The organism is Cellulomonas cellasea, from assembly GCF_030372105.1.
GTDB classification, from domain to species: Bacteria; Actinomycetota; Actinomycetes; order Actinomycetales; family Cellulomonadaceae; genus Cellulomonas_A; species Cellulomonas_A cellasea_A.
Genome location: NZ_JAUDBQ010000003.1, coordinates 99,304 through 124,380, shown reverse-complemented (window position 1 = coordinate 124,380; position 25,077 = coordinate 99,304). Strand labels below are relative to the sequence as shown.

The following is a 25,077-nucleotide window of genomic DNA, read 5'->3' as shown; positions in this document are numbered from 1 at the left end:
GACAGGCGCCCATGCGGGGGAGCCCGTCCGTGCCACCCTGCTCGCATGGACCTTCCTCCGCCCACCGTGAGCAGGCGCCACCCCGAGCGACACATCGCGTGGCCGGTCAATGCCCAGCGGTGGACGGAGCTGACGTTCGCGCACTGGCGCTACGACCCGGACGTCGTCCAGCGGCTCCTGCCCGCCGGGCTCGAGGCGCAGGTCCTGGACGGCTCGGCTTGGGTGGGCCTGGTGCCCTTCCGGATGGGCGGGGTGCGGACGCCGCCGCTGCCGCCGATCCCCGTCTGGTCGGACTTCCCCGAGTTGAACGTCCGCACCTACGTGCGCGGGCCGGACGGCCGCGAGGGCGTGTGGTTCTTCTCCCTCGCCTGCCCACGCCGGGCGTTCGTCGCCGCCATGCGGTGCGTCGGACTGCGTTACGAGTTCGCCCGCGCGCAGATCGCCGACGCGGGCCAGGGAACCGGTTCGGGGGCCCGGTACCGCTTCCACGGGCGCGGGGCCGGATCGCGTCCCGAGTGGAGGTTCGACGCCCGGGCCACCGTGGGGGAGCCGCTCGGCGAGGGCGCGCGCACGCCGCTGGTGGACTCCCTGACGGCCCGGTGGGCGGCGTACAGCCGCGTCGCCGGGAGGCTGTGGCGCATCCCCATCAGCCACGAGCCGTGGCCGCTGCACGAGGCGTCCCTCGCCGGCGAACTGGTCGGCCCGATCGCCGCGGTGGGGCTCCCCGCACCCGACGGCGCACCCCTGGTCCACTACTCCTCCGGCGTCGAGAGCCGCATTGGCCTGCCGTCGCTGGTCGGCTGACCGACGTGCCCGATCACGAGGGGCGGCCGCCGACGGTCCGCTGACTGTCAGCCCAGCCCTGCCTCGTGCACGCACCGCGCGATCTGCACCCGATTCGTGGCGTGGAGCTTGCTGAAAAGGCTCCCGACGTGCGTCTTCACCGTCGCGACGCCCAGATGGTGCGCGCGCGCGATCTCGGCGTTCGTCAGGCCCTGGGCCACCGCGACCGCGATCTCCCGCTCTCGTGGGGTGAGCCGCGCGAGCCCCTCCTGGGCGCGGCGCCGTGACGCGTCGACCCCGCCCTGGGTCGCCGCGGCGATGACCTGGGCGGTCACGGTCGGCGAGAGGATGGGCTCCCCAGCGGCGACGCGCCGCACCGCATGGACCAGCTGGGCCGCAGGGGTGTCCTTGAGCAAGAACCCTGCGGCGCCGTGGCGCAGCGCGGTGAGCACCATCTCGTCGGTGTCGAAGGTGGTCAGCACGATGATCCGTGCCCGCGAGCCCTGCTCGACGAGCCGGCGCGTGGCGGTCAGGCCGTCGGTCCGCGGCATCCGGATGTCCATGAGGACGACGTGGGGCGACGTGCTGGCCACGAGGGTGAGGGCCGCGTCGCCGTCCGCCGCTTCCCCGACGACCTCGATCAGTGGGTCGCCGCCCAAGATCATCCTGAGCCCGGTCCGCACCAGGGGGTCGTCGTCCACGATCGCCGTGCGCACCGTCGGCTGGTCGGGCATCGTCCGCTCGCTCATCAGTGCTCCCACGGAAGAGAGGCTGTCACGAGGAACGCCCCGGCATCGTCGACCCCGTGCGTCAGCACCCCGCCGGCCAGTGACGCCCGCTCCTCCAACCCGGTGAGCCCCAGGCCGGCGCCGGGGACGCCGCGCGGCGCCTGGCCCGTCGTCGCGTTGCGGACCTCGACCGTGAGGCGCGTGCCCTCACGTGCCAGCCGGAGCGCCACCGCGGCGCCAGGCGCGTGCTTGCGCGCATTGGTCAGGGCCTCCTGCACGATCCGGAAGGCTGTGCGGGACAGCGTCACAGGCAGCAGCGCGAGCGCGCCGGCGTCCGAGCCCGCGTCAGTGGGGGCCCCGCCCGGCGGGCCGGGAAGGCTGGCGATGTCCAGGTGCACCGGGGTGCCCGCCTCCACCGTCTCCGCGAGCAGCGCCCGGAGCTCGCGCAAACTCGGCTGGGGCGGCTCCGCCTCGGCGTCGTCCACGAGGTCTGGGGCCCCGGCGCGCAGCACCCCGAGCACCTGGCGCAATTCGATCAACGCGCTGTGGGCGTTCTCCTCGATGATCGCGGCGGTCCCCGCCGTCTCGGCCGGGGTGAGGTCTGTGCGGTAGGTCAGGGCGCCGGCGTGCATCGCGACCAGGGAGATCCGGTGGGCGAGCACGTCGTGCATCTCCCGGGCGATGCGGGTGCGTTCTGCGTCCCGTGCCGCCTCGGCCCTGAGCGCCTGCTCGCGCTCAGCCGTCTCGGCGCGCTCCTGGAGGGTGGCGAGGAGTTCCCGACGCGCCCCGATGTAGAACCCGGTGGCCACGCATGCCGCATAGACGGCCAAGGCGACGGCACTTGCCGCGAGCGCGTAGGCCGTGGACGCCTCGCCCCCGGGGAGCGCCGGACGGTAGACCCCCTCGTAGACGGCCCCAGCCGCGAGCCAGACAGCGCCCACTCCCACGGCCCCGCCCCAGCGTCGGCGGGTGCCCATCGACACCGCCGCGAGGATCGCTGCGCCAACGGCCGCCCCGGACAGCGCCGACAGCGCCCCGGTGACCGCCGCGATCGCCGTCGGGAAGCGGCGGCGCAAGGGCAGCAGGGCCAGGCTGACGACGCCGAAGAGCAGGTCGAGCAGCATCGCGGCGCCGAGTGCCCCCACGGCCTCGTCGGGCATCACGACGTCGTCGCGGGGCAGCAGATCGAAAGCCACAGCGAACCAGAGGACGAGCGCCACGCCCGCGGCGACGAGGTACCGCCAGATCCGCGACCAGCGGCGGAGCGGTCGGGGAGCGGTCACGGGCATGCGCTCAGGCTAGGCGGGGCCAGGGCAGTCCGCCTCAACCGGCCGGCTGTCGCCACCTACGACCAAAGGGGGAGGCGGTCCAGGCTTGTGGCCGATCCGTTGGCATGACCGGGAACAGGATCGTGGCCGCATGATCACAGCGCAGCACCTCACCAAGCGATACGGCGATCGCGCCGCAGTCGACGACATCTCCTTCGTGGCGAGGCCCGGAAGGGTGACCGGCTTCCTCGGGCCCAATGGCGCCGGGAAGTCCACCACCATGCGCATGCTCTGCGGCCTGACAACGCCCACCTCGGGAACCTCCACGATCCTGGGCAAGCCCTTCCGGGCACTGCCGTGCCCCGGGCGCAGCATCGGCGTGCTGCTCGACGCGTCAGCGCAGCACGCCGGACGCACAGGCCGCGAGACCCTCGCACTGTCCGCCCGGCTCATGGGGCTGCCCGCCGCCCGTGTCGACGAGACGCTCGCACAGGTGGGCCTGACAGATCAGGAGGCCCGAGGCCGCACCCGCACCTACTCGCTGGGCATGCGCCAGCGGCTCGGCCTGGCCCACGCGCTGCTCGGCGACCCGGCCGTGCTGATGCTCGACGAGCCAGCGAACGGCCTCGACCCAGCGGGCATCCGCTGGATGCGGGACCTGCTGCGAGGCTTCGCCGCCGAGGGCGGAACCGTGCTGCTCTCCTCGCACCTGCTGCGCGAGATGGAAGCTGTGTGCGACGACCTCGTCATCATCGGCGGGGGACGGGTGCTCGCGCACGACAGCGCCGCCGCGCTGCTCAGCGGTCCCAGCACGCGGGTGCGCAGCGAGGACGACGGGGCGCTCGCTTCGGCCCTGGCCGGGGCTGGCCACGACGTCGAGCGCGCCGACGACGGGTCGCTGGCCACCACTGCCGCGACCCACGAGGTCGGCCGGGTCGCCCTCGCCGCCGCCATCGCCCTCACCGAGTTACGAGCCGCGACCACCACGGGACTCGAACAGCTGTTCTTCGACACGACCGCCCCGCACGGGCGAGAGGAGATCTCCGCATGAGCGGTGCGACCATCACCCGTCCCGCCGGCCCCGGTGGCGCCGCCTCCCACGCCTGGCCGCCGATCCCGTTCGCGCGGCTCACGGCGGTGGAGTTGCGCAAACAACTCGACACCCGGGCCGGTGTATGGCTGATGGTGGTGATCGTCCTCGTCAACGCGGCGCTCATCGCTCTGACGCTTGTGGCATCCGCACCGGAGGACCTCACCTGGCAGGAGCTCACCGGGGCCGCCTCGATCGGCCAACTCCTCCTCCTGCCCCTCGTGGGCGTCCTCGCCGCGACGGGGGAGTGGTCTCAGCGCACGGCACTGACCACCTTCGTCCTCGAGCCACGGCGCATGCGGGTCACGCTCGCCAAACTCGCCTCGTCGGTGGCGCTGGGGCTCGTCGTGATGGCGGGGGCGCTCGCGGTGGCGGCTGCGCTCAACGTGCTCGGCATGACCTTGCGCGACGGTGACGGTTCCTGGTCCATGGACGCTGGGGTGGTCGGCGGGAACACCCTCGCGTTGGTGATCCTGGTGGTGCAGGGTGTGGCGTTCGGTCTTGCACTGCTCAGCACGCCCATGGCGATCGTCGCCTACCTCGCCCTCCCGACCGCTTGGTCGGTGCTCGGCTTGCTCGTCACGGGCTTGCGGGCGCCCGCGGAGTGGCTGGACGTCAACGCGACCCTCATGCCCCTCATGGCCGGAGAGATGGCCGGCGATGACTGGGCGCGGCTCGGCGTCTCTGTTGCGGCGTGGGTGGGCGTCCCCCTGGCCATCGGCCTGTGGCGAACGGGCCGCCGCGAGGTCAGCTGACCACTCCAGCTCGGGTGAGCGAGGCTCCGCACGCACAGGAAAGGCCGTTCCGGATCGCTCCGGAACGGCCTTTGACCTGCTATGACGCTGGTGGGCGATACTGGGATCGAACCAGTGACCTCTTCCGTGTCAGGGAAGCGCGCTACCGCTGCGCCAATCGCCCAGAAAACTGCGAGGTGGAGATGGGATTCGAACCCACGTGGACGGCTTTGCAGGCCGCTGCCTAGCCACTCGGCCACTCCACCATGAGAGCCGGTCCCGGCCGGCGCGCGACCAAGATCCATCTCCGAGCGGACGACGGGATTCGAACCCGCGACCCTCACCTTGGCAAGGTGATGCTCTACCACTGAGCCACGTCCGCACAACGGTCCCACCGGCTCTCACCGGCGTTTCCCGTGCGTGAGAACAATAGCCGACTCTGCGGGTGGTGGTGTCACCCGGCTCGCCGTTGCCGCCAGGGCTGGGGGGTTCCATGCTGGTTCTCCCGGTCCGCACCGGCGGGTTCCCGGGAGGGGGAGGCGCGGCATGGCACGACGAGGTGTGGGGATCGCGGTGCTGGTCGTGGGGCTCGCCCTGGTGGCCACGGGGTGCGCTCCGGGGCCTAACTACGCGGCACAGGCGGGAGGCGGCGACCCCGCCGGCTTCTGGCTCGGCCTTTGGCAGGGCCTCATCAGCCCGATCGTGTTCGTGATCTCGTTGTTCACGGACACGATCAACATCTACGAGGTCGACAACAACGGGAACTGGTACAACTTCGGCTTCATGCTCGGCGTGTCCTTCGCGTTCGGCGGCGCCGCCGGGTCAGGTGGCGCAGGACGTCGGCGTCGGCGTCGCGGCCACGCCTGAGCCGCCCCGGGCGCCCGCAGGGCAGGAATAGCGCGGCGGTCGGGGTGATTGGGTGGACATGAGCTCACCTGTCACCGTTCACGTCTGGTCCGACATCGCCTGCCCGTGGTGCTTCGTCGGCAAGCGCCGTTTCGAGCGCGCCGTCGCCGACTTCGAGGGCGAGGTGGTCGTGGAGTACCACTCGTTCGAGCTGGCGCCGGACACGCCTGTGGACTTCGACGGCAGCGAGGTGGACTTCCTCGCGCGGCACAAGGGCATGCCCGAGGCCCAGGTCACCCAGATGCTCGGCCAGATGACCGAGCTCGCCGCGGCCGAGGGCCTGGCGTTCGACTTCACGTCAGTCCGCCACACCAAGACCCTGCTCGCCCACCAGGCGCTGCACCACGCCAAGTCGCAGGGCAAGCAGCTCGAGCTCGTGGAGCGGCTGTTCAGCGCCTACTTCGAGCAGGGCCGGCATGTCGGCCGCGCCGAGGTGCTCGCCACGTTGGCGGCCGAGGTCGGGATCGACGAGGCGGGCCTGCTCGAGGCCCTCGCGGACGGGCGCCACGCCCCCGCGGTGGAGGCGGACATCGCCGCCGCCCAGCAGCTCGGCATCCAGGGCGTGCCGTTCTACGTCATCGACGATAGGTACGGGATCTCGGGCGCCCAGTCGCCAGACGTCTTCCGCTCGGCGTTGGAGCGGGCCGTGCAGGACCGCGCGGCGGTGGGCGGGGGCGCATCGGCCGACGCAAGCGCGGCGGGTGGACGATGAGCGCGCCCGACGGCCAGGCGGCGTCACCTCAGCTCGCCCTGGGGGCGCTGGCGGGGAGTTTGACGTCGTGGGGCGACGCCGACGCGGGAGCGTGCGTTGACGGGGTCTGCGCGCTGCCAGGAGACGCTGCCGTCACCCCGCAGCCCTGAAGCCCCCACGCACGGCGCACCGGCGGCGAGCGAGTCGCCTGCCGGTGCGCCGTGCGTCTTGGTGACTACTTCCCGGCGCCGCGCGCGGCGGCGCGGTCCTCCAACAGGCTCACGTCCCGCACAGCGCCCTTGTCGGCCGAGAGCGCCATGGCGGCGTAGGCGCGCAGGGCGGGGGAGACCACACGGTCGCGGGTGCGCGGGTGGTAGCCGCCGTCCGCCTCGAGCCGCTCGCGCCGGGCGGCCAGCACCTCGTCCGGCACGTCAAGCCGGATGGACCGGTTCGGGATGTCGATGACGATGGTGTCGCCGTCCTCGACGAGCGCGATGGCGCCACCGGCGGCCGCCTCGGGGGAGACGTGGCCGATGGACAGCCCGGACGTCCCGCCGGAGAAGCGCCCGTCGGTGACCAGCGCGCAGGCCTTCCCGAGGCCGAGGCCCTTGAGGTACGACGTCGGGTAGAGCATCTCCTGCATGCCAGGACCGCCGCGGGGGCCCTCGTAACGGATGACCACCACGTCGCCGGCCTTCACGCGCTTGGAGAGGATCGCCTCGACCGCGTCATCCTGCGACTCGACGACGAGCGCCGGGCCGGAGAACGTCCAGATCGACTCGTCGACGCCCGCCGTCTTGACGATGCAGCCGTCCTCGGAGAGGTTCCCGCGCAACACCGCGAGGCCGCCGTCCACGGAGTACGCGTGCTCGACGGAGCGGATGCAGCCGTTCGCCGCGTCCACGTCGAGCTCATCCCACCGTGAGGACTGCGAGAAGGCCTTCGCGGAGCGCTGGCGGCCCGGTCCCGCATGGAACAGCTCGATGGCCTCCTCGGATGCGCTGCCACCGCGCACGTCCCACTCCTTGAGCCACGACTCGAGCGAGGGCGAGTGCACCGAGTGGACGTCCTCGTGCAGCAGGCCGCCGCGGTGCAGCTCGCCGAGGATGGCGGGGATGCCGCCGGCGCGGTGCACGTCCTCCATCAGGTAGATGCCGTTGGGCGCCACCTTCGACAGGCACGGCACCTGGCGTGAGCGCGCCTCGATGTCGGTGAGCGTGTAGTCGAGCTCGGCCTCATGGGCCGCCGCGAGCAGGTGCAGCACAGTGTTCGTCGAGCCGCCCATCGCGATGTCCAACGCCATGGCGTTGTCGAAGGCCGCGTGGGTGGCGATCGCGCGGGGCAGCACGCTCTCGTCGTCCTGCTCGTAGTACCGGCGGGTGATCTCCACGGCGACGCGGCCGGCGTCCTCGTAGAGCGCGCGGCGGGCGGTGTGCGTGGCCAGCGTCGAGCCGTTGCCGGGCAGGCCCAGGCCGAGGGCCTCGATGAGGCAGTTCATCGAGTTCGCGGTGAACATCCCGGAGCAGGAGCCGCAGGTGGGGCACGCGGCCTCCTCGATGCGGTCGATGTCCGCGTCGGAGACCTTGTCGTCCACCGCTTCGGCGATCGCCGTCACCAGGTTGAGGCCGGTGCGGGTCGTGCCGTCCGTGAGCGTGGCCGAGCCGCCCTCCATCGGGCCGCCTGAGACGAACACCGTCGGGATGTTGAGCCGCAGCGCGGCCATGAGCATCCCGGGGGTGATCTTGTCGCAGTTGGAGATGCACACGAGGGCGTCGGCCCGGTGGGCCTCGACCATGTACTCGACCGAGTCGGCGATCAGGTCCCGGGAGGGCAGCGAGTAGAGCATGCCCGCGTGGCCCATCGCGATCCCGTCATCGACGGCGATGGTGTTGAACTCGCGGGCGACGCCCCCGGCCTCGTGGATCGCCTCCGAGACGATGCGTCCCACCGGCTGCAGGTGGGTGTGGCCGGGCACGAACTCGGTGAAGCTGTTCGCGATCGCGACGATCGGCTTGCCGATGTCCTCGCGGGCCACGCCGGCGGCGCGCAGCAGCGCGCGGGCTCCGGCCATATTCCTGCCGTGGGTGACTGTGCGTGAGCGGAGCTGGGGCATGTGCACATCTCATCACTCCGCCGTGGGTGGTGGCGGCATTGACCGGGCGATGGACACGTCACGGCCGCCGGCGCCCGATTCTTCCCGCAGCGCCCCCACATGGCCTTCGTCCCATGCCTGCGCGGATTCCGCGGCCTACGGTCGAATCGGGCCCACGAGTCGCCCCGCGCGCGAGCCCCGAGAACCCTGCGGGACCGTGTGAACCGGAGGCCCCCGCATGCCCGTCCTCGTCGCCTACGCCACCAAGTACGGCGCCACCCGCGGGATCGCTGAGCACATCGCCCACGAGCTCACCAACGCCGGGCGCCCCGCGGTGGCGCTGCCCGCCGCCACCGTGCACGACCTCAGCGACTACTCGGCAGTCATCCTCGGCAGCGCCGTCTTCGTGGGGAAGTGGCATCGCGACGCCCGCCACTTCGTGCGCCGCCACGGCGAGCAGCTCCGCCAGCGGCCGGTGTGGCTGTTCAGCAGCGGCCCCCTCGGCGACGCGACGCACGACAAGGACGGGAAGGACCTGGTTGAGACCTCTCAGCCGCTCGACCTCGCCAAGCACGTGGAGGCGACGGGCGCCCGCGGCACGACGGTGTTCTTCGGCGCGCTCGACTCAGCGCGCCTCGACGGGCCCGCCCGGCTCCTGATGCGGGTCCCCGCGGCGCGCGAGGTCATGGTCGAGGGCGACTTCCGAGACTGGGCCGCGATCGGGGAGTGGGCTCGGGGGATCGCCGCCGAGCTCCCCGCTGAACCGGCCTGAGCGGGAGCGACTGGGGGTCGTGCGATCCCGCAAGGGGCGCGGTCAGACCGCGTCGGCCCCGCGCAGCCCTTGCAGGATTCCGTGGGCAGCTGCTGTCTGCGGTCCGAGCGCGACGAGGTAGCGGCGGCCGTCCGACGTCGCGATCTCGACTGTCTCGTCGTCACCCGTGCTGATGAGCACGCCCCGCTTCCGGTGGCTGCCCTTGATCCCCCAGCCGCCGAAGTCCTCGAGGGGCCGCACGGTCCGCAGCTCAACGGACTCCACGTTCTCCCACCGGATCGTCCGGCGCCAGAACGGTGCGAGTGCGACGGCGACGCGTCTCTCGTCGGCGTAGAGGGCCGCACCGGTGGCGAACACGATGACCAGGAGCAGGGAGACCGCGACCCCGACGGCGACCCATTCCGCGGTGGACGACGCGGTCGCGGCGATGACGACGGCCACGATCGCCGGGCCGATGGCGATCATGAGCCGAAGGCCGGGGTGGAACGGGCGGAAGGCGATTCGGCGCATAAGTCCCCCTCTGTCGTGGTCGGCTTTGACGACTGCGGCTTCGCGCGACGCAGGTTACCGAGATGGCAGATCAGATGGGGCGTCGCCGGTGGGAGGGGTGCTTCCCAGGATGGGCACAACGAAGGCCCCAGGTCGATGACCTGGGGCCTTGCTGGTGGGCGATACTGGGATCGAACCAGTGACCTCTTCCGTGTCAGGGAAGCGCGCTACCGCTGCGCCAATCGCCCAAATGGGTGGTGCTGCGAGGTGGAGATGGGATTCGAACCCACGTATACGGCTTTGCAGGCCGCTGCCTCGCCACTCGGCCACTCCACCCTGAGATCGTGACTCCCCAGCGGTGCAACAGGTGCGCCGATCAAGGATCCATCTCCGAGCGGACGACGGGATTCGAACCCGCGACCCTCACCTTGGCAAGGTGATGCTCTACCACTGAGCCACGTCCGCGCGACACTCCCGCTCGGTTCTCACCGGCGTTCCGTGTGCGTCCCAGACTCTAACTGACGAGTTCGGCGTGCGTCCAACCGGCCTCGCCGCGGCGCCCCCGCCCGGGTCGGTACCGTGGCGCTGTGCCTGTGACCAGCCTCGACGCCCCGCGCACGCCGGAGCCCCCCAGCGCGGGCGCGGCGTGGTTCGCGGGGGTGCGCGCACAGGGGGTCGTCGAGTGCGTGGACGTGCGGGCCTCACCCGAGCGGTTGGCGGCGCCTGGGTTCTGGGCCGTCGTGGGGGAGTTCGACGGATCGGTGCGCGCCTGGCGGTTCGCCGAGGTGAGCCGCGGGGCACATGAGGGCCCCGCGGAAGAGCAGCCCGCGGGCGGCGCGTGGCACGGGCCGGCCCCCGACGCATGGTCGTCGTCGATGAGCCGCGCGCAGTACCTGGACGCCGTCACGCGCACGCGTGAGGAGATCCGGCGGGGGAGGGTCTACCAGGCGAATATCTGCCGGGTGCTGTCCGCGCCGCTGGAACCGGTGGGCGGCGGGGAGCCGGACGCCCAGGCGCTGTCGGCAGTGCTCACGACGGGCAACCCCGCGCCGTACGCGGGTGGGGTGCACGTCGCGACAGGGGGCGGCGCCGAGCCGGTCTGGGTGGTCACTGCCTCGCCCGAGCTGTTCCTGCGTGTCGACGGCGACGTCATCACCTCGGCGCCTATCAAGGGGACCGCTGAGCATCCCGACGCGCTCCAGGCCAAGGACCGCGCTGAGAACGTGATGATCACGGACCTGGTCCGCAACGACCTGCAGCGGGTGTGCGAGCCGGGAACCGTCGAGGTCGTCGACCTGCTGGCCCTCGAGCAGCACCCGGGCCTCGTCCACCTTGTCTCGACGGTGCAGGGCCGGTTGCTGCCGGAGGTTGCGGGCTCGCCGCGGATGTGGGCGGATGTGCTGGACGCCGCGTACCCGCCGGCGTCGGTGTCGGGGGCGCCGAAGAGCTCGGCGCTGCAGGTCATCGCGGAGCTCGAGCGGGCGGCGCGGGGGCCGTATTGCGGCACAGTCGGCTGGATCGACGTGGCGGAGGACGGGTGCGTCCGCGCGGAGCTCGCGGTCGCTATCCGGTCCTTCTGGTGGACGCCCGACGCGCACGCCGGGGGTGTGCTGCGGTTCGGCACCGGGGCGGGCATCACCTGGGGGAGCGACGCCGAGGGCGAGTGGGCGGAGACCGAGCTCAAGGCCCGCCGGCTCGTGGCCCTGGCGTCCGCCGAGCGCTGACCTGCTTCGCGCCCGCGCGCCGGGCCGCGGCGCCAGACTGGCGGCATGAGCGATCCTGCACGCCCGGTGATCTGGTCCGACGGCCGTCTGCGGTCCCCGGACGAGCCGTTGGCGACCGGTGTGGACCACGGCCTGACGGTCGGGGACGGGGTCTTCGAGACGTGCGGCGTCGTCGCCGGGCAGGCGTTCGCGCTGAGCCGTCATCTGCGCCGGCTGGCCCGGTCCGCCCACGGCCTCGGCCTGCCTGCGCCGGACGTGGACGAGGTTCGGGCGGGGGTCTCGGCCGTGCTCGCCGCCGCGGGCCCCGATGCCGGGCGGGTGCGGATCACCCTCACGGGCGGTCCGGGGCCGCTCGGCTCACACCGGTTCGCACCCGAGGACGCGCATCCCACGCTGATCGTCCTCGCGGGACCGGCTCCCCGCTCTCCGGTGGCCCGGGTGGCGCGTGTGCCGTGGGTCCGCAATGAGCGTTCCGCCGTCGCGGGCCTCAAGACGACCTCCTACGCCGAGAACGTCGTCGCGCTCGCCGAGGCGTACCGGCAGGGCGCCGACGAGGCGCTGCTGGCCAACACGGTCGGCGAGTTGTGCGAGGGGACGGGATCCAACGTCTTCGTGGAGCGCGGCGGCGAACTGCTGACGCCCCCGTTGTCGAGTGGTTGCCTCGCCGGCATCACCCGTGAGCTGCTGCTGGAGTGGGGAGCGGAGGCGGGCCTGCCGGTCCGCGAGGCCGCCGCAGGCGAGCTCCCCTACACGGTGCTCGACGAGGCGCCCTCCGGCGGACTCGGCCTGCTGCTCAGCGGGTCCGTCCGCAACGTCGCGCCGGTGGTCGCGCTCGACGGCCTGGACCTCGGGGTGGGCGAGGTCAGCGCCGCGGCCCGCACGCTCTTCGAGGCGCGTATGGCCCAGGACGTCGATCCCTGACAGGCCGCGGGTCACGCGTCGACGAGCGCGACCCTCACCCGTGCCGTGTCGCCGATCGCGAGATGCTCAGCGGCGCGGACGGCCTTCTTGACCGGCAGCACGTAGGTGCCCCGGGCCTTGTCGGGGAACACCGACGTGCGCCACGTGGTCTGCCCAATGGTCACGTCGACGCGCATCGATCCGAATCCCCGGGCTCCGCGGTCGGCCACGTCGGCGATCTCGTCGGCTGCCGCGTCGGGCAGGCTCACGAAGGTCCACGTGTCCGTCTTCCGGGCGTCCCAGACCCAGATGGCGGCCTCGAACTCGAAGGTCACACGCGTCCGATGCGCAGTGGTTGCGCTCTCAGGCCGTCAACAGCGCGGCGATGAGGGCCGAGATCTCGCTCTCCATGCGGTCGCTCTCGGAGCCGAGCGGCACGAGTGCCTGAGTGGCTGCCAGGAATCGCTCGAAGGGCTCGGCGGGGGTGGCCAGCAGCGCGCTGCCCTCGACGCCGCTGAGTGACAAGAGCGCGTAGTCGGGGTCCTCGTCCCGCCACACCTGCACGTCGCCGGTGCCGGCCGGCGCGTCGCTGCGGGCCAGCATCCCCTGCACGAGCAACTCGCGGCCGAGGAGCCAAGTCGACATGGTGTGAGGACCGGTGAAGACAGCGCGAACCGTGTACGGGTCGGCTATCCGGAACGAGATCTCTGCGGTCACCGGGATCACGCTCGCGTCGGAGCTGATCAGCTGCATGGTGACGACCTCGACGACGTCGTACGACTGCTGCGTCACCGGCGTCCTCCTGATTCGCACGGGAGTGGAGATGCCATCATGACAGTGGGACGGCTCTTCGTGGGGGACTTCGTCTCGCAGTTCACCCATCAGGCCGTGCGCAGGCCCGGTTCGGAATATCGGCAAACGTTCGGTAGCATCCTCCACGACGTCAACCACGGTTGTCGGCCTCCGGGCCGTGACTGTGTCGCGACGGGCGATTGGCTCAGTGGTAGAGCGCCTCGTTCACACCGAGGAGGTCACTGGTTCGAACCCAGTATCGCCCACCATCGTTTGTGCAGGTCAAGGCCGGTTCCCGAGTTTCGGGGGCCGGCCTTCTGCGTGGTGCGCTCAGCGTCGTCTCGGGCCACGGATGAGCGCCCCGGAGGCTGAGTGGCGCGCGCGACGGTCTAGGCGTCGGAGGCGTCGAACGCGCGTGAGGAGCGTGCGGACGTCGTCGGTGTGGCGAGCGAGGCCAGCAGCGCCATCTTCTCGGCGTCCTCGGTGCCTGGCGCCACGTGGTGCAGCGTCAGAGCGAGCCCGTCGGCCCCGCTGATGAGCAGCCTCTCCTTGTGGAGCGTCAGCTCGCCCACCTGGGGATGGTGGATCACTGTCGTCGTGCTCTGGCGCGGGTGGACGTCATGCCGGGCCCAGAGTTGGCGGAACCTCTCGCTCGCGACCGAGAGCTCGCCGACGATCTGCACGAACCGGGGATCGTCGACGTCGGCGCCCGCCGATTCGCGGAATCCGGCGACCATGCTGGCCCTGGCCCGCTCGAAGTCGGGGCACAGCGCGGCCTCGGCCGGGTCGAGGAAGATGGCGCGCAGCCGGTTCTGGCCGACCCGGATATTGGGTGAGATCGCGGTGACCAGGGGATTCGCGGCGAGCACGTCGTAGTGCCGGCTCTCCACGAACGCCGGGATCCCGATCGAGGCGACGAGCTGGCGGATCCCGGTGGGCACGGTCGCGGGGCGGTGGCGACGCGGACGTCGGCGCCGCTGATGGTGCGCGGCGAGCTCCAGGAGGTAGGCGGTGGCGGCGTCGTCCAGCCGCAGCACACGGGCCAGAGACTCCAGCACCTGCGCCGACGGGTTGTGGTTCCGGCCCTGCTCGAGGCGGAGGTAGTAGTCGGAGCTGATACCCGCGAGCATCGCGACCTCCTCGCGGCGCAGGCCGTCCACCCGTCGCTGTCCCACCGTGGGCAGGCCGACGTCCTCGGGGCGGACGAGCTGGCGCCGTGCCCGGAGATAGGCGCCCAGGCTGCTGGGATCGGTCACGGAGCCACGCTAACGCGGCCCCTCACGCGCCAGGGTGTCCCTGGGACTCCTAGGAAGACCAGGGCTCTCGCACAGCGCGGCGTCGCGGCCGACGCTGGCCCCATGACTCACACAGAACTCCCCGGCGGGACTTTCACCCTGGGCGCCGGCCTGGTCGTCACCCGCACCGGCTACGGCGCCATGCAGCTCGCGGGGCCCCAGGTGATGGGGCCGCCCCGGGACCCCGACGAGGCCATCCGCGTGCTCCGCGCAGCGGTCGAGCTCGGGATCACCCACATCGACACCGCCGACGCCTACGGCCCCCACGTGACGAACGAGCTCATCCACGAGGCGCTGCGCCCCTACCCGGACGCGGTGCGCATCGTCACCAAGGTCGGGGCGCTCCGCGACGCCGATGGCGGATGGCCCTCCGCCCGGGCGCCACAGCAGCTGCGCGACGCCGTGCACTCGAACCTGAAGACCCTCGGGCTCGACGTGCTCGACGTCGTCAACCTGCGCGTGGGAGGGCCGCTCGGCCCCGAGCCCGGGTCCATCGCCGAGGCGTTCTCGACACTCGTCGAGCTGCAGCAGCAGGGCCTGATCCGGCGCCTGGGCGTCAGCAACGCGACCTCCGGCCAGGTGGCCGAAGCGCGGGCGATCGCCCCCATCGTGTGCGTGCAGAACTTCTACAACGTGGCGAACCGCGACGACGACGCGCTCATCGACTCGCTGGCCGCCGACGGGATCGCCTACGTGCCCTTCTTCCCCCTCGGGGGCTTCAGCCCGTTGCAGTCGGACGCGTTGAGCGCCGTGGCCGCCCGACGCGACACGGCGCCGCTGTCGGTGGCGCTCGCCTGGCTGCTGCACCGCTCGCCCAACATCCTGCTCATCCCTGGCACCTCCTCGGTGGCGCATCTGCGGGAGAACGTCGCCGGCGCCGGGTTGGTCCTGTCGGAAGCCGACCTGGCCGAGCTCGACGCCATCGGCGCGCCCTGACCACCCCCGGTCACTGGGACGGGGCGTCGCCGGCATCGAGGAGCGACGCGGTGGCAGGCGCCATGGACCAGCTGGCCAGCAGGTCCATGGCCCGCCGCGAGGGCGATCCCGGCTCGGTGGTGTAGACGAACACGGTGACGTGCGGGTCGTCGGGCAGGGCCAAGGTCTCGTACTCCACTGTCAGATCGCCGACCACGGGGTGCCGTAGGCGCTTCGACCCGTGGGTCCGTTGGTGCACGCGGTGCTCGTCCCACCACCGTCCGAACTCGGGGCTCCGATCACGGAGCTCGGCGATGAGCTCGAGCGTCGCGCGATCTGCCGAGGGACCGGCCTCCAGGCGCAGGCTCTCCACAGCGGCTCGCGCCTGGGCTTCCCAGTCGACGAAGAGCGCCCTCGGCTCGTCGTCGAGGAACATCCAGCGCGCGTAGTTCCGGGCAGGCGCGGGGAAGCGCTCGAAGTCGGTGAAGAGCGCTCGCGCGATGCGGTTCTGGGCCAGCACGTCGGCGCGGCGGCCCAGGACGAGCACGGGCTCGCCGTCGAGCGCGTCCAGGAGCTGGCGCAGCCCGGGGCGGACGCGCTGCACGGCGGTGACCCGCGGGTGTGCGGTCGTGCCGCCGAGGTCGAAGAGGTCGACGAGATGCGCCCGGCCCGCGGGGTCCAGCTCCAGGGCGCGGCCGATCGCGTCGACGACCGCTGGCGAGGGCACGATGCGCCGCCCCTGCTCCAACCGTGTGTAGTAGTCGGTCGAGGCGCCCGCGAGGAGGGCGACCTCCTCCCGGCGCAGCCCTGGCACCCGGCGGACGCGGCCGTCCGCTGGCAGCCCCGCTCGGGCGGGGTCGCACTGGCCGCGGGCCCGCCGCAGGAAGTCGGCGAGCTCGACGTTGTGAGCGCTCCTGTCCGCCATGGCCTCAGTGTGCCGGGCCGTCGGCCGGCCACACCCAGCGAGGGTGGGTCGCCGAGTCCTAGGCCGGTGGGGGCCAGGACGGGCATACCCCGGAGAGGCCGTCCACACCGTCCGCTCGGCGGCGAGGCTCGACAGCGAGCCGCTCGACCGGGCGGCTGCACGGCAACGAAGGAGAGCCGCCATGAGCCACCCCATCGACCGTCCCGCCGTCTGGTTCATCACAGGCACGTCCCGCGGCCTCGGCCTCGAACTGGCCTCCCAGCTCCTCGCGCAGGGCGAGAAGGTCGCCGCGACCACACGCTCGAGCGAGCGCCTGCTCGCCGCGCTCGGCAGCGGGGTCGACACCTCGGCCCTGCTGCCGCTCCAGGTCGACCTGCGCGACGAGGCTGCGGTCACCGCGGCCGTGGAACAGGCCCACACTCGCTTCGGCTCGCTGGACGTGGTGGTCAACAACGCCGGCTACGCGTTCCTCGGCGCCGTCGAGGAGGCCAGCCCAACCGACGTGCGCGCCATGCTCGACGTGCAGGTCGTGGGCGTCTGGAACGTCCTGCGCGCCGCGCTGTCACTGCTCCGCGCACAGCGCGGCGGCCACATCGTCAACGTCTCATCCGTCCTCGGCCTGACCGCCGTGCCCGGGTGGGCCCTGTACTGCGCGGGCAAGTTCGCGCTCGAGGGCCTCACCGAGGCGCTCGCGGGCGAGGTCGCCGAGTTCGGCATCGACGTGACCCTCGTCGAGCCCGGGTACTTCCGGACCTCGTTCCTCACCGAGGACTCCCTCGCGCTGCCCTCGGGCGCCATCGACGCCTACCCGTCGTTGCGCGAGATGACCCAGAGCCACCTCGGGCTGCAGGGCAGCCAGCTCGGAGACCCCGCCCGGGGATCCGCCCAGATCATCGCCCGGGTCCGGGACGGCGTCACCGCGCCCCTGCGACAGCTTCTTGGGTCGGACGCGCACGCGTTCGCCGCCGCGAAGGTGGACCTGCTCCGCGACACGCTCGACCAGTCCCGCCAGAGCGCCCCGGCGACCGACTTCGCGACTGTGTGGCCCGGCCCGGCCCAGGGCCCCCGCAGCCGCACCCAGGCGGCGGCGCGGCGGCCCGCGGCCGGCCACGGCTCGGGCTCCTGGCCGACCGGCGAACGGGCGGGGGACCAGGCTCGGTAGCATCGTGCGTGCGCCCGCCGCTCGTGGCAGGCCTGACCTGAGGAGATCGCACCCGTGCCCGAGGACATCACCCTGACCGTCGACGGAACGAGCACCACGGTCGAGGCGGGCACGACGGGCGCCGACATCTTCGGCTCCCGCCGCGAGGTCGTCGTGGTCCGCGTCGACGGCGAGCTGCGCGACCTGTCGCTGCCCCTGCCCGACGGCGCCGTGGTCGAGGCCGTGACCATCGACTCGCCCGACGGGCTGTCCGTGCTGCGCCACTCGGCAGCGCACGTGCTGGCCCAGGCCGTGCAGGAGGTCAACCCGCAGGCGAAGCTCGGCATCGGGCCGCCCATCACCGACGGCTTCTACTACGACTTCGACGTCGAGACCCCGTTCACGCCCGAGGACCTCAAGGCCCTCGAGAAGGCCATGCAGCGCATCGTCAAGGAAGGCCAGGCCTTCCGCCGCTGGGACGTGACCGAGGAAGAGGCCCGTGAGGCGCTCGCGGACGAGCCGTACAAGCTCGAGCTCATCGGGCTCAAGGGCACGGCGGCGGAGGCCGGCGAGGGCGCGAGCGTCGAGGTGGGGCTCGGCGGCCTGAGCATCTACCAGAACGTCCGGCGCAACGGCGAGGTCGCCTGGCAGGACCTGTGCCGCGGCCCGCACCTGCCGAGCACCAAGCTCATCGCCAACGGCTTCCAGCTCACTCGCTCCGCCGCCGCGTACTGGCGCGGCAGCGAGAAGAACCCGCAGTTGCAGCGTGTGTACGGCACGGCGTGGCCCACCAAGGACGAGCTCAAGGCGTACCTCGAGCGCCTGGCCGAGGCCGAGCGCCGCGACCACCGCAAGATCGGCGCCGAGCTCGACCTGTTCTCGTTCCCTGACGAGCTCGGCTCGGGCCTGCCGGTGTTCCACCCCAAGGGCGGCATCATCCGCAACGAGATGGAGGAGTACTCCCGCAAGCGCCACATCGAGGCCGGGTACTCATTCGTCAACACCCCGCACATCACCAAGGGCAACCTGTACGAGATCTCGGGCCACCTCGACTGGTACCGCGACGGCATGTTCCCCCCCATGCACATCGACGCCGAGCTGAACGACGACGGCAGCGTGCGCAAGCCGGGCCAGGACTACTACCTCAAGCCCATGAACTGCCCGATGCACAACCTGATCTTCCGCTCGCGCGGCCGCTCGTACCGTGAGCTGCCGCTGCGGTTGTTCGAGTTCGGCACGGTGTACCGCTACGAGAAGTCCGGCGTCGTGCACGGCCTGACCCGTGTGCGCGGCCTGACGCAGGACGACGCGCACATCTACTGCACGCGCGACCAGATGAAGGACGAGCTCGCCACCACGCTGCAGTTCGTCCTCGACCTGCTCAAGGACTACGGCCTCGACGACTTCTATCTGGAGCTCTCGACCCGTAACCCGGAGAAGTCGGTGGGCTCGGAGGAGGTCTGGGAGGAGGCGACCCAGACGCTCGCCGAGGTCGCGGAGGCCTCGGGCCTCGAGCTCGTGCCCGACCCGGGCGGCGCCGCGTTCTACGGCCCGAAGATCTCGGTGCAGGCGAAGGACGCCATCGGGCGGACGTGGCAGATGTCCACGATCCAGCTCGACTTCAACCTGCCGGAGCGCTTCGAGCTCGAGTACACCGCCCCGGACGGCTCGCGCCAGCGTCCCGTGATGATCCACCGCGCGCTGTTCGGCTCGATCGAGCGCTTCTTCGGGGTGCTCACCGAGCACTACGCGGGCGCGTTCCCGGCCTGGCTGGCGCCCGTGCAGGTGCTCGCGGTGCCGGTGGCCGAGCCGTTCAACGAGTACCTCGGCGGTGTGGTGGACCAGCTCCGCGCCCAGGGCATCCGGGCCGAGCTGGACACGGGCGACGAGCGGTTCGGCAAGAAGATCCGCAACGCCAGCACGCAGAAGATCCCGTTCGTGCTCATCGCGGGCGGCGACGACGTCGACGCGGGCGCTGTGTCGTTCCGCTACCGCGACGGCCAGCAGGACAACGGCGTGCCGGTCGCCGAGGCGATTGAGCGCATCGTGGCGGCCGTGCGCGATCGTGTGCAGGTCTGAGCGCCCCATGAGCGACGACGATCCGGTCGAAGTCGAGCTGCCGGGCGAGCGCCCGGGGGTTGCCGACGGCTTCGAGCGGCTGTGGACCCCGCACCGGATGGCGTATATCGGCGGCGAGAACAAGCCTGCCGACGGCGCCGCCGGCGCGGGGTGCCCGTTCTGCCGGGCCCCCAGCCTGAGCGACGAGGACGGCCTGATCGTCGCCCGCGGGACCGCGGCGTATGTGGTGCTCAACCTCTACCCGTACAACTCGGGGCACCTGCTGGTGTGCCCGTACCGGCACGTCGCCGACTACACCGACCTCACACCCGAGGAGGCCGCGGACGTCGCGGACCTCACGCGGGTGGCGATGCGCGTGGTGCGGGCGGTCTACGCGCCGGACGGCTTCAACCTCGGCATGAACCAGGGGCAGGTCGCGGGAGCCGGCATCGCCGCACACCTGCACCAGCACCTCGTGCCGCGCTGGGGCGGGGACTCGAACTTCCTGCCGATCGTCGCGCGCACCCGGGCACTGCCCGAGTTGCTGGCCGACACCAGGGCTCGCCTCGCTGCCGCGTGGCCGACAGACCAGAAGGGATGATCGAGGCGTGCTGAACCGACTGCGGGGGTTCATGACGCGGGTCATGACGCCCCTCGCCGACGTGCTGCTCAAGCGCGGGGTGTCACCGGACGCCGTGACGATCGCGGGCACGCTCGCCGTCGTCGTGGCGGCGCTGTGGCTGTACCCCACGGGCCACCTGCTCGCGGGGACGCTGCTCATCGCGGCGTTCGCGTTGACCGACTCCCTCGACGGGGTGATGGCGCGCCGCGCCGGCCGCTCGAGCAGCTGGGGCGCGTTCCTCGACTCGACTCTCGATCGTTTCGGCGACGCCGCGATCTTCTCCGGCCTCGTGCTGTGGTTCTTCGGCCGCGGCGACGACACTCTCGCGGGCGGGCTCGCGTTGGCCTGCCTGGTGCTGGGCTCGGTGGTCCCGTACGCCCGCGCCCGCGCTGAGGGATTGGGGATGACGGCCTCGGTGGGCATCGCCGAGCGGGCCGACAGGCTCGCCGCGGTCCTCACCGCGACTGCGCTCGTCGGGATCGGGCTGCCGTCGGTGATCCTCACCGTGGTGCTCGGGCTGCTCGCCATCGCGTCCGCGATCACTGTGGTGCAGCGCATGGCCACGGTGCGCGAGCAGGTCAGGGCGGCGGCGTCATGAGCAAGGATCTGACGGCCCCGCTGATCACGTTCTGCTGGCGCCTGGCGGGCAAGGTCCCCGAGACCGTGCTGCGCGGCGCGAGCGTGATCGGCGCCGACGCCACCTGGTTGCTGCACGGCGGCGGTGTGCGCCAGTTGGAGGCCAACCTGCGGCGTGTGCGGCCCATGGCGACCACGCGTGAGTTGCGCAGCCTGAGCCGGGCGGGCATGCGCTCGTACTTCCGGTACTTCGCGGAGGCGTTCGCGATGAGCCGGTTGACGCCCGAGCAGATCGCCGCGCGGGTCCGCCCCGTCGCGGTGGAGGAGATCGAGGGCGCCCTCGCCGCGGACCAGCCGGTCGTCATGGCGCTGGGCCACATGGGCAACTGGGACCTGGCCGGCGCGTGGGGGACTGTGCGGCTGGCGCCCGTCACGACGGTGGCCGAGCGCCTCAAGCCCGAGGAGTTGTTCCAGGAGTTCCTGGAGTTCCGGCGCGGCATCGGCCTGACGATCATCCCGCTGTCCGGTGACGGGAGCGTGTTCCGCCAGCTCCTGCGGGCGGCGCGCGGCCCACGCGCGATCATCCCGCTGCTCGCGGACCGCGACCTGTCCGCGCGCGGTGGGGTCGAGGTCGACCTGTTCGGCGCGCGCGCCCGGGTCGCCGCAGGCCCCGCCTCGCTGGCGGTCGCCACCGGGGCGCCGTTGGTCGCGGTGACGATCTCCTATGAGCGGCTGCGCGGCGACCGACGCCGGGCCGCCGGATCGCCGTGGGGCATCGTCATCGAGTTCCACCCGTTCGTCCCGGTGCCCCCGCAGGGGTCGAGCTCTGAGAAGGTGGCGGCGATGACGCAGGCCTGGGTGGACGGCCTCGCCGACGGCATCTCGCGGGCCCCACAGGATTGGCACATGCTGCAGAAGGTGTTCGTGGACGACCTGGACCCCCGGCGGTACGCGCAGACGCTCGCCGCCGCGACGCCGACGGCGGACGGGGCGCCTGATGGCGCGGTCGACGGGCAGGCCCCGGCATGAGCGCCACCGTCGAGCCCACCGTGGGCGACCGGCCGCTGCGGATCGGGATCGTCTGCCCCTACTCCTTCGACGTGCCCGGCGGCGTGCAGTTCCACGTGCGGGACCTCGCCGAGGCGCTGATCGCTCGCGGCCACGAGGTCTCGGTGCTGGCGCCCGCCGATGACGAGACGCCCATCGCCCCGTACATGACCTCCGCCGGACGCGCGGTGCCGGTGCGCTACAACGGCGCCGTCGCGCGCCTCACCTTCGGCCCGGTGACGGCGGCGCGCGTGCGGCGCTGGCTCGCGGCAGGCGAGTTCGACGTGCTGCACCTGCATGAGCCCGTCACCCCCAGCCTCGGCATGCTCGCGCTGTGGATCGCCGACGGCCCCATCGTCGCCACGTTCCACACCGCGCTGCTGCGCTCGCGCCCCCTGCAGCTCGCGTACCCGCTGGTGCGGCAGTCGATGGAGAAGATCGGCGCGCGCATCGCAGTCTCCGAGGACGCCCGGCGCACCCTCGTGGAGCACCTGGGCGGGGACGCCGTCGTGATCCCCAACGGCGTGTACGTGGACACTTTCGCCGACGCCGAGCCGGACGCCCGCTGGGTCGGCACGCCCGAGGCCCCGACGGTGGCGTTCCTCGGCCGGCTCGACGAGGCCCGCAAGGGGCTCGCGGTGCTGCTCAGCGCCGTGCCGGAGATCCTGCGGACGCAGCCTGGGGCCCGCTTCCTCATCGCGGGCCGGGGAGAGACCGGGCCGGACGACGTGCGCGCGCTGATCGGCGAGCAGGCGGCGCGCGCGGTGGAGTTCCTCGGCGAGATCACCGACCAGGAGAAGGCGCAGTTGCTGTCCTCCGTGGACGTGTACTGCGCCCCGCAGACGGGCGGCGAGAGCTTCGGCATTGTGCTCGTGGAGGCGATGAGCGCCGGGGCCGCGGTCGTGGCGAGCGACCTGGGCGCGTTCCGGCGCGTGTTGGCCGAGGGTGAGGCCGGGGTGCTGTTCCGCACCGGCGACTCGCAGGACCTGGCCCGGACGCTGCTGCGGGTGCTGGGCGACGAGGAGGAGCGCCGCGCGCTGGTCGGCAGGGCGTCTGACGCGGTGCGCCGTTACGACTGGTCCTCGGTGACGCATGAGGTGCTCACCGTGTACGAGATGGTGGTCGAGGGACGGGACACGCCCGTCGGCGAGGACCCGCTGTCCCGCCGGGGCGCGCGGATGCTCGAGCGGCGACGTGGACGGGGTGAGGCTCGATGAGCTGGTCGGAGTCGGCAGTGCTCGTCGCGGCGCTGATCGCGCTCAGTGTCTGGTGGGTGTGGGTGGCGGCGTCCCGGCTGGACCGCCTGCACCGCAAGGTCGCGGCCTCGCTCGCCGTCGTCGACGCGCAACTCCTGCGTCGTGCCTCGGCCGCCTCGCAGCTCGCGTCGTCGGGGCTGATGGACCCCGTGAGCTCGCTGCTCGTCGGGGAGGCCGCCTGGCGGGCCATGGTGGCGGGCGGGCAGGACGTCCCAGCCCTCACGACGCTCCCCTTGGAGCTCGACGGCGGCGCGGCGGCACAGGTCCGCGGCGCCGACCCGCATGCCCAGGCGGACCGGGGGATGGCGGAGAGCGAGTTGTCCGCGACGCTGCGCGCTGTGCTCGACGACCCGGAGGAAGTCGCGGAGCTGCGCGCGGAGCCCGGCGGGTCCGAGCTGCTCGACGCGCTGGCGGCCGCCTGGTACCGGGTGCAGCTCGCCCGGCGCTTCCACAATGAGGCCGTCGCGCAGACCCAGCGCCTGCGCCGCGGGTGGGGCGTGCGCACGCTGCGCCTCGCCGGGAGCGCCGCGCTGCCCCAGACCCTCGAGCTCGACGACGCGTGGCCGGACGCCCTGGGACGGCCCGGCCTCCCGGCGGCGACTGCAGGGCGGACAGGCCCTTCGGCCTGAACAGGGCGCGGACTAGGATGCTGTGAAGAGCACAAACGCTCCCCACCTCATCCGCCCGCTTGATCTGTGAGGCCAGTGTGACCACTGATTCCAGCACGTCCGCCACGTCCGTCACCGAGGGCGCCGTGGGCACTGCCCGCGTCAAGCGCGGCATGGCCGAGATGCTCAAGGGCGGCGTGATCATGGACGTCGTCAACGCCGAGCAGGCGAAGATCGCCGAGGACGCCGGCGCCGTCGCCGTCATGGCGCTCGAGCGCGTTCCGGCGGACATCCGCTCGCAGGGCGGTGTGGCGCGCATGAGCGACCCCGACCTCATCGACGGCATCATCGCCGCCGTCTCCATCCCGGTGATGGCGAAGGCCCGCATCGGCCACTTCGTCGAGGCCCAGGTGCTGCAGAGCCTCGGCGTGGACTACGTCGACGAGTCCGAGGTGCTGACCCCGGCCGACTACGAGCACCACATCGACAAGTGGGCGTTCACCGTGCCGTTCGTGTGCGGCGCCACCAACTTGGGCGAGGCGCTGCGCCGGATCACCGAGGGCGCGGCCATGATCCGCTCCAAGGGCGAGGCCGGCACGGGCGACGTCTCGAACGCCACGACCCACATGCGCACGCTGCGCGACCAGATCCGCCGCCTCACCTCCCTGCCGGAGGACGAGCTCTTCGTCGCCGCCAAGGAGCTGCAGGCGCCGTACGACCTGGTCAAGGAGGTCGCTCGCACCGGCAAGCTCCCTGTCGTGCTGTTCACCGCGGGCGGCATCGCCACCCCGTCGGACGCCGCGATGATGATGCAGCTCGGCGCCGAGGGCGTGTTCGTCGGCTCCGGCATCTTCAAGTCCGGCAACCCGGCGGACCGCGCCGCGGCGATCGTCAAGGCCACCACGTTCTACGACGACCCGAGCGTCATCGCGAAGGTCTCGCGCGGTCTGGGCGAGGCCATGGTCGGCATCAACGTCGACGACGTGCCCGTGGGGCACCGGCTGGCCGAGCGGGGCTGGTGACCGACTCCGTCGACGGCCCGGTCCGCGCCCTCGGCCCCGAGTGGGTCCTGGGCGCGGACGGGCTGCGGTTCCGCCGTGCCGCGCGCGTCATCCTGCTCGACCAGGAGGACCGTGTGCTGTTGGTGCGGGGGCATGACGTGGACCAGCCGAGCCGGAGCTGGTGGTTCACGGTGGGCGGCGGCATCGACGCGGGGGAGGACGCCCGCACCGCCGCGGTGCGGGAGGTCCGCGAGGAGACGGGCCTGCGGCTGCGGCCGGAGGAGCTCATCGGCCCCGTCTTCACCCGGTCGGCGATCTTCGACTTCGTCGCCGAGCACTGCCGGCAGGACGAGGAGATCTTCGTGGCGCGGCTCGACGCGGGCGCCGCGGCCGATGTCGCCGGCCTGAGCCGGGCCGGGTGGACCGACCTGGAGCACGACGTCATCGACGAGCTGCGGTGGTGGGACCTGGACGACCTTGAGCGCGAGACGCTCGAGGTCTTCCCGGAAGGGCTCGTCGGGCTCGTGCGCAGCCTGTTGCCGGAGTGGGACGGCCAGACCCGCCACCTCGGGTTGGGCCGCGGATGAGCACGCTGGAGGGCTGAGGCCAGGGCTGCGCCGCCGCATCGTTTCCGGGAGCGCGGACCATGGGGTTACGGTGCGGT

At 72.3% G+C, this 25,077-nt stretch carries 26 protein-coding genes and 7 tRNA genes; 19 read left to right on the top strand and 14 right to left on the bottom strand.

Annotated features, from left to right (window positions below):
* The first annotated feature begins 45 nt into the window (after positions 1-45).
* Positions 46-804 (top strand): YqjF family protein, encoded by a 759-nt coding sequence (locus QUV83_RS04310; protein ID WP_289562940.1) that lies wholly within the window; start codon positions 46-48, stop codon positions 802-804.
* Positions 805-851: 47 nt separating this feature from the next.
* On the opposite strand, the gene QUV83_RS04305 is transcribed toward QUV83_RS04310, so the two are convergent.
* A complete protein-coding gene (locus QUV83_RS04305; RefSeq protein WP_289562939.1) occupies positions 852-1,532 on the bottom strand; it encodes a response regulator in 681 nt (226 codons plus the stop codon).
* Complete coding sequence (locus tag QUV83_RS04300) at positions 1,532-2,800, bottom strand: sensor histidine kinase (RefSeq protein ID WP_289562938.1); 1,269 nt, start codon at positions 2,798-2,800, stop codon at positions 1,532-1,534. Before QUV83_RS04300 ends, QUV83_RS04305 begins: the two co-directional genes overlap by 1 nt.
* A 130-nt stretch (positions 2,801-2,930) precedes the next feature.
* Between QUV83_RS04300 and QUV83_RS04295 the strand changes: the two genes are divergently transcribed.
* The gene (locus tag QUV83_RS04295) at positions 2,931-3,830 is read left to right on the top strand and encodes an ABC transporter ATP-binding protein (RefSeq protein WP_289562937.1); all 900 of its coding nucleotides are present in this window, start codon (positions 2,931-2,933) and stop codon (positions 3,828-3,830) included.
* Positions 3,827-4,624, top strand: coding sequence for an ABC transporter permease (locus tag QUV83_RS04290; protein WP_289562936.1), 798 nt, complete (start codon positions 3,827-3,829; stop codon positions 4,622-4,624). Before QUV83_RS04295 ends, QUV83_RS04290 begins: the two co-directional genes overlap by 4 nt.
* Positions 4,625-4,712: 88 nt before the next feature.
* On the opposite strand, the gene QUV83_RS04285 is transcribed toward QUV83_RS04290, so the two are convergent.
* The 3 genes from QUV83_RS04285 to QUV83_RS04275 form a co-directional block, all read right to left on the bottom strand.
* A tRNA-Val gene (locus QUV83_RS04285) sits at positions 4,713-4,787 on the bottom strand.
* Positions 4,788-4,798: 11 nt separating this feature from the next.
* Positions 4,799-4,869: transfer RNA gene (locus tag QUV83_RS04280), tRNA-Cys, on the bottom strand.
* Between the two features lie 44 nt (positions 4,870-4,913).
* Positions 4,914-4,985: transfer RNA gene (locus tag QUV83_RS04275), tRNA-Gly, on the bottom strand.
* Between the two features lie 164 nt (positions 4,986-5,149).
* Between QUV83_RS04275 and QUV83_RS04270 the strand changes: the two genes are divergently transcribed.
* Positions 5,150-5,470 carry a hypothetical protein gene (locus QUV83_RS04270; RefSeq protein WP_289562935.1) on the top strand — a complete coding sequence of 107 codons (321 nt, stop codon included), beginning with the start codon at positions 5,150-5,152 and terminating at the stop codon, positions 5,468-5,470.
* A 58-nt stretch (positions 5,471-5,528) separates the two neighbouring features.
* Positions 5,529-6,221, top strand: coding sequence for a DsbA family oxidoreductase (locus tag QUV83_RS04265; RefSeq protein WP_289562934.1), 693 nt, complete (start codon positions 5,529-5,531; stop codon positions 6,219-6,221).
* Positions 6,222-6,435: 214 nt separating this feature from the next.
* Here the strand turns inward: QUV83_RS04265 and ilvD are convergent, their stop codons facing one another.
* Positions 6,436-8,313, bottom strand: a complete 1,878-nt coding sequence (ilvD, locus tag QUV83_RS04260; protein WP_289562933.1) for a dihydroxy-acid dehydratase — start codon at positions 8,311-8,313, stop codon at positions 6,436-6,438.
* Positions 8,314-8,530: 217 nt separating this feature from the next.
* Here ilvD and QUV83_RS04255 point away from each other — a divergent pair, with 217 nt between their 5' ends.
* Complete coding sequence (locus QUV83_RS04255; protein ID WP_289562932.1) at positions 8,531-9,064, top strand: flavodoxin domain-containing protein; 534 nt, start codon at positions 8,531-8,533, stop codon at positions 9,062-9,064.
* A gap of 42 nt (positions 9,065-9,106) precedes the next feature.
* On the opposite strand, the gene QUV83_RS04250 is transcribed toward QUV83_RS04255, so the two are convergent.
* From QUV83_RS04250 to QUV83_RS04235, 4 genes are all read right to left on the bottom strand, one after another.
* Positions 9,107-9,574: a hypothetical protein gene (locus QUV83_RS04250; protein ID WP_289562931.1), complete on the bottom strand. Its 468-nt coding sequence runs from the start codon at positions 9,572-9,574 to the stop codon at positions 9,107-9,109.
* 152 nt (positions 9,575-9,726) lie between these two features.
* Positions 9,727-9,801: transfer RNA gene (locus tag QUV83_RS04245), tRNA-Val, on the bottom strand.
* Positions 9,802-9,818: 17 nt separating this feature from the next.
* A tRNA-Cys gene (locus QUV83_RS04240) sits at positions 9,819-9,889 on the bottom strand.
* 57 nt (positions 9,890-9,946) lie between these two features.
* Positions 9,947-10,018, bottom strand: a tRNA-Gly gene (locus QUV83_RS04235).
* A 128-nt stretch (positions 10,019-10,146) separates the two neighbouring features.
* On the opposite strand from QUV83_RS04235, the gene QUV83_RS04230 reads away from it, so the two are divergent.
* Together QUV83_RS04230 and QUV83_RS04225 are read left to right on the top strand one after the other, a co-directional pair.
* On the top strand, positions 10,147-11,277 hold the full coding sequence (locus tag QUV83_RS04230) for a chorismate-binding protein (protein WP_436231882.1): 1,131 nt from the start codon (positions 10,147-10,149) through the stop codon (positions 11,275-11,277).
* Between the two features lie 45 nt (positions 11,278-11,322).
* Positions 11,323-12,198, top strand: a complete 876-nt coding sequence (locus QUV83_RS04225; RefSeq protein WP_289562929.1) for an aminotransferase class IV — start codon at positions 11,323-11,325, stop codon at positions 12,196-12,198.
* 11 nt (positions 12,199-12,209) lie between these two features.
* Here the strand turns inward: QUV83_RS04225 and QUV83_RS04220 are convergent, their stop codons facing one another.
* Both QUV83_RS04220 and QUV83_RS04215 read right to left on the bottom strand, forming a co-directional pair.
* A complete protein-coding gene (locus QUV83_RS04220; protein ID WP_289562928.1) occupies positions 12,210-12,512 on the bottom strand; it encodes a DUF1905 domain-containing protein in 303 nt (100 codons plus the stop codon).
* 28 nt (positions 12,513-12,540) lie between these two features.
* Entirely contained in the window at positions 12,541-12,969 is a 429-nt protein-coding gene (locus tag QUV83_RS04215) for an SsgA family sporulation/cell division regulator (RefSeq protein WP_289562927.1), read from the bottom strand.
* A gap of 194 nt (positions 12,970-13,163) precedes the next feature.
* Here QUV83_RS04215 and QUV83_RS04210 point away from each other — a divergent pair.
* A tRNA-Val gene (locus QUV83_RS04210) sits at positions 13,164-13,238 on the top strand.
* 120 nt (positions 13,239-13,358) lie between these two features.
* Here QUV83_RS04210 and QUV83_RS04205 read toward each other — a convergent pair.
* Positions 13,359-14,225: a helix-turn-helix transcriptional regulator gene (locus QUV83_RS04205; protein ID WP_289562926.1), complete on the bottom strand. Its 867-nt coding sequence runs from the start codon at positions 14,223-14,225 to the stop codon at positions 13,359-13,361.
* A gap of 102 nt (positions 14,226-14,327) precedes the next feature.
* Between QUV83_RS04205 and QUV83_RS04200 the strand changes: the two genes are divergently transcribed.
* Entirely contained in the window at positions 14,328-15,200 is an 873-nt protein-coding gene (locus QUV83_RS04200) for an oxidoreductase (protein ID WP_289562925.1), read from the top strand.
* Between the two features lie 10 nt (positions 15,201-15,210).
* Here QUV83_RS04200 and QUV83_RS04195 read toward each other — a convergent pair whose 3' ends face one another.
* On the bottom strand, positions 15,211-16,104 hold the full coding sequence (locus tag QUV83_RS04195; RefSeq protein WP_289562924.1) for a helix-turn-helix transcriptional regulator: 894 nt from the start codon (positions 16,102-16,104) through the stop codon (positions 15,211-15,213).
* Between the two features lie 181 nt (positions 16,105-16,285).
* Here QUV83_RS04195 and QUV83_RS04190 point away from each other — a divergent pair, with 181 nt between their 5' ends.
* From QUV83_RS04190 to QUV83_RS04150, 9 genes are all read left to right on the top strand, one after another.
* Positions 16,286-17,266 carry an SDR family oxidoreductase gene (locus QUV83_RS04190; RefSeq protein WP_289562923.1) on the top strand — a complete coding sequence of 327 codons (981 nt, stop codon included), beginning with the start codon at positions 16,286-16,288 and terminating at the stop codon, positions 17,264-17,266.
* A 54-nt stretch (positions 17,267-17,320) separates the two neighbouring features.
* Positions 17,321-19,324, top strand: coding sequence for a threonine--tRNA ligase (gene thrS / locus QUV83_RS04185; RefSeq protein ID WP_289562922.1), 2,004 nt, complete (start codon positions 17,321-17,323; stop codon positions 19,322-19,324).
* A gap of 7 nt (positions 19,325-19,331) precedes the next feature.
* Positions 19,332-19,904 (top strand): HIT family protein, encoded by a 573-nt coding sequence (locus QUV83_RS04180; RefSeq protein ID WP_289562921.1) that lies wholly within the window; start codon positions 19,332-19,334, stop codon positions 19,902-19,904.
* Positions 19,905-19,911: 7 nt separating this feature from the next.
* A complete protein-coding gene (gene pgsA, locus QUV83_RS04175) occupies positions 19,912-20,523 on the top strand; it encodes a phosphatidylinositol phosphate synthase (protein WP_289562920.1) in 612 nt (203 codons plus the stop codon).
* Positions 20,520-21,530 (top strand): phosphatidylinositol mannoside acyltransferase, encoded by a 1,011-nt coding sequence (locus QUV83_RS04170; protein WP_289562919.1) that lies wholly within the window; start codon positions 20,520-20,522, stop codon positions 21,528-21,530. The genes pgsA and QUV83_RS04170 overlap by 4 nt, the downstream gene beginning before the upstream one ends.
* A 35-nt stretch (positions 21,531-21,565) precedes the next feature.
* The gene (locus tag QUV83_RS04165; protein WP_289563067.1) at positions 21,566-22,765 is read left to right on the top strand and encodes a glycosyltransferase family 4 protein; all 1,200 of its coding nucleotides are present in this window, start codon (positions 21,566-21,568) and stop codon (positions 22,763-22,765) included.
* The gene (locus QUV83_RS04160) at positions 22,762-23,433 is read left to right on the top strand and encodes a hypothetical protein (RefSeq protein ID WP_289562918.1); all 672 of its coding nucleotides are present in this window, start codon (positions 22,762-22,764) and stop codon (positions 23,431-23,433) included. The genes QUV83_RS04165 and QUV83_RS04160 overlap by 4 nt, the downstream gene beginning before the upstream one ends.
* 77 nt (positions 23,434-23,510) lie before the next feature.
* On the top strand, positions 23,511-24,434 hold the full coding sequence (gene pdxS, locus QUV83_RS04155) for a pyridoxal 5'-phosphate synthase lyase subunit PdxS (RefSeq protein WP_289562917.1): 924 nt from the start codon (positions 23,511-23,513) through the stop codon (positions 24,432-24,434).
* The gene (locus tag QUV83_RS04150; RefSeq protein ID WP_289562916.1) at positions 24,431-25,000 is read left to right on the top strand and encodes an NUDIX hydrolase; all 570 of its coding nucleotides are present in this window, start codon (positions 24,431-24,433) and stop codon (positions 24,998-25,000) included. The genes pdxS and QUV83_RS04150 overlap by 4 nt, the downstream gene beginning before the upstream one ends.
* The last annotated feature ends 77 nt before the right edge of the window (positions 25,001-25,077 follow it).

What these genes read in the sequence shown, in the direction of transcription:
- QUV83_RS04170 (WP_289562919.1), top strand. Translation starts at nt 20,520, where the DNA reads ATGAGCAAGGATCTGACGGCCCCGCTGATCACGTTCTGCTGGCGCCTG.
- QUV83_RS04160 (WP_289562918.1), top strand. Translation starts at nt 22,762, where the DNA reads ATGAGCTGGTCGGAGTCGGCAGTGCTCGTCGCGGCGCTGATCGCGCTC.
- QUV83_RS04190 (WP_289562923.1), top strand. Translation starts at nt 16,286, where the DNA reads ATGAGCCACCCCATCGACCGTCCCGCCGTCTGGTTCATCACAGGCACG.
- QUV83_RS04295 (WP_289562937.1), top strand. Translation starts at nt 2,931, where the DNA reads ATGATCACAGCGCAGCACCTCACCAAGCGATACGGCGATCGCGCCGCA.
- QUV83_RS04195 (WP_289562924.1), bottom strand. Translation starts at nt 16,104, where the DNA reads ATGGCGGACAGGAGCGCTCACAACGTCGAGCTCGCCGACTTCCTGCGG.
- QUV83_RS04300 (WP_289562938.1), bottom strand. Translation starts at nt 2,800, where the DNA reads ATGCCCGTGACCGCTCCCCGACCGCTCCGCCGCTGGTCGCGGATCTGG.
- QUV83_RS04305 (WP_289562939.1), bottom strand. Translation starts at nt 1,532, where the DNA reads ATGAGCGAGCGGACGATGCCCGACCAGCCGACGGTGCGCACGGCGATC.
- QUV83_RS04310 (WP_289562940.1), top strand. Translation starts at nt 46, where the DNA reads ATGGACCTTCCTCCGCCCACCGTGAGCAGGCGCCACCCCGAGCGACAC.
- QUV83_RS04265 (WP_289562934.1), top strand. Translation starts at nt 5,529, where the DNA reads ATGAGCTCACCTGTCACCGTTCACGTCTGGTCCGACATCGCCTGCCCG.
- QUV83_RS04255 (WP_289562932.1), top strand. Translation starts at nt 8,531, where the DNA reads ATGCCCGTCCTCGTCGCCTACGCCACCAAGTACGGCGCCACCCGCGGG.
- ilvD (WP_289562933.1), bottom strand. Translation starts at nt 8,313, where the DNA reads ATGCCCCAGCTCCGCTCACGCACAGTCACCCACGGCAGGAATATGGCC.
- QUV83_RS04225 (WP_289562929.1), top strand. Translation starts at nt 11,323, where the DNA reads ATGAGCGATCCTGCACGCCCGGTGATCTGGTCCGACGGCCGTCTGCGG.
- QUV83_RS04200 (WP_289562925.1), top strand. Translation starts at nt 14,328, where the DNA reads ATGACTCACACAGAACTCCCCGGCGGGACTTTCACCCTGGGCGCCGGC.
- QUV83_RS04270 (WP_289562935.1), top strand. Translation starts at nt 5,150, where the DNA reads ATGGCACGACGAGGTGTGGGGATCGCGGTGCTGGTCGTGGGGCTCGCC.
- QUV83_RS04290 (WP_289562936.1), top strand. Translation starts at nt 3,827, where the DNA reads ATGAGCGGTGCGACCATCACCCGTCCCGCCGGCCCCGGTGGCGCCGCC.
- QUV83_RS04180 (WP_289562921.1), top strand. Translation starts at nt 19,332, where the DNA reads ATGAGCGACGACGATCCGGTCGAAGTCGAGCTGCCGGGCGAGCGCCCG.
- QUV83_RS04250 (WP_289562931.1), bottom strand. Translation starts at nt 9,574, where the DNA reads ATGCGCCGAATCGCCTTCCGCCCGTTCCACCCCGGCCTTCGGCTCATG.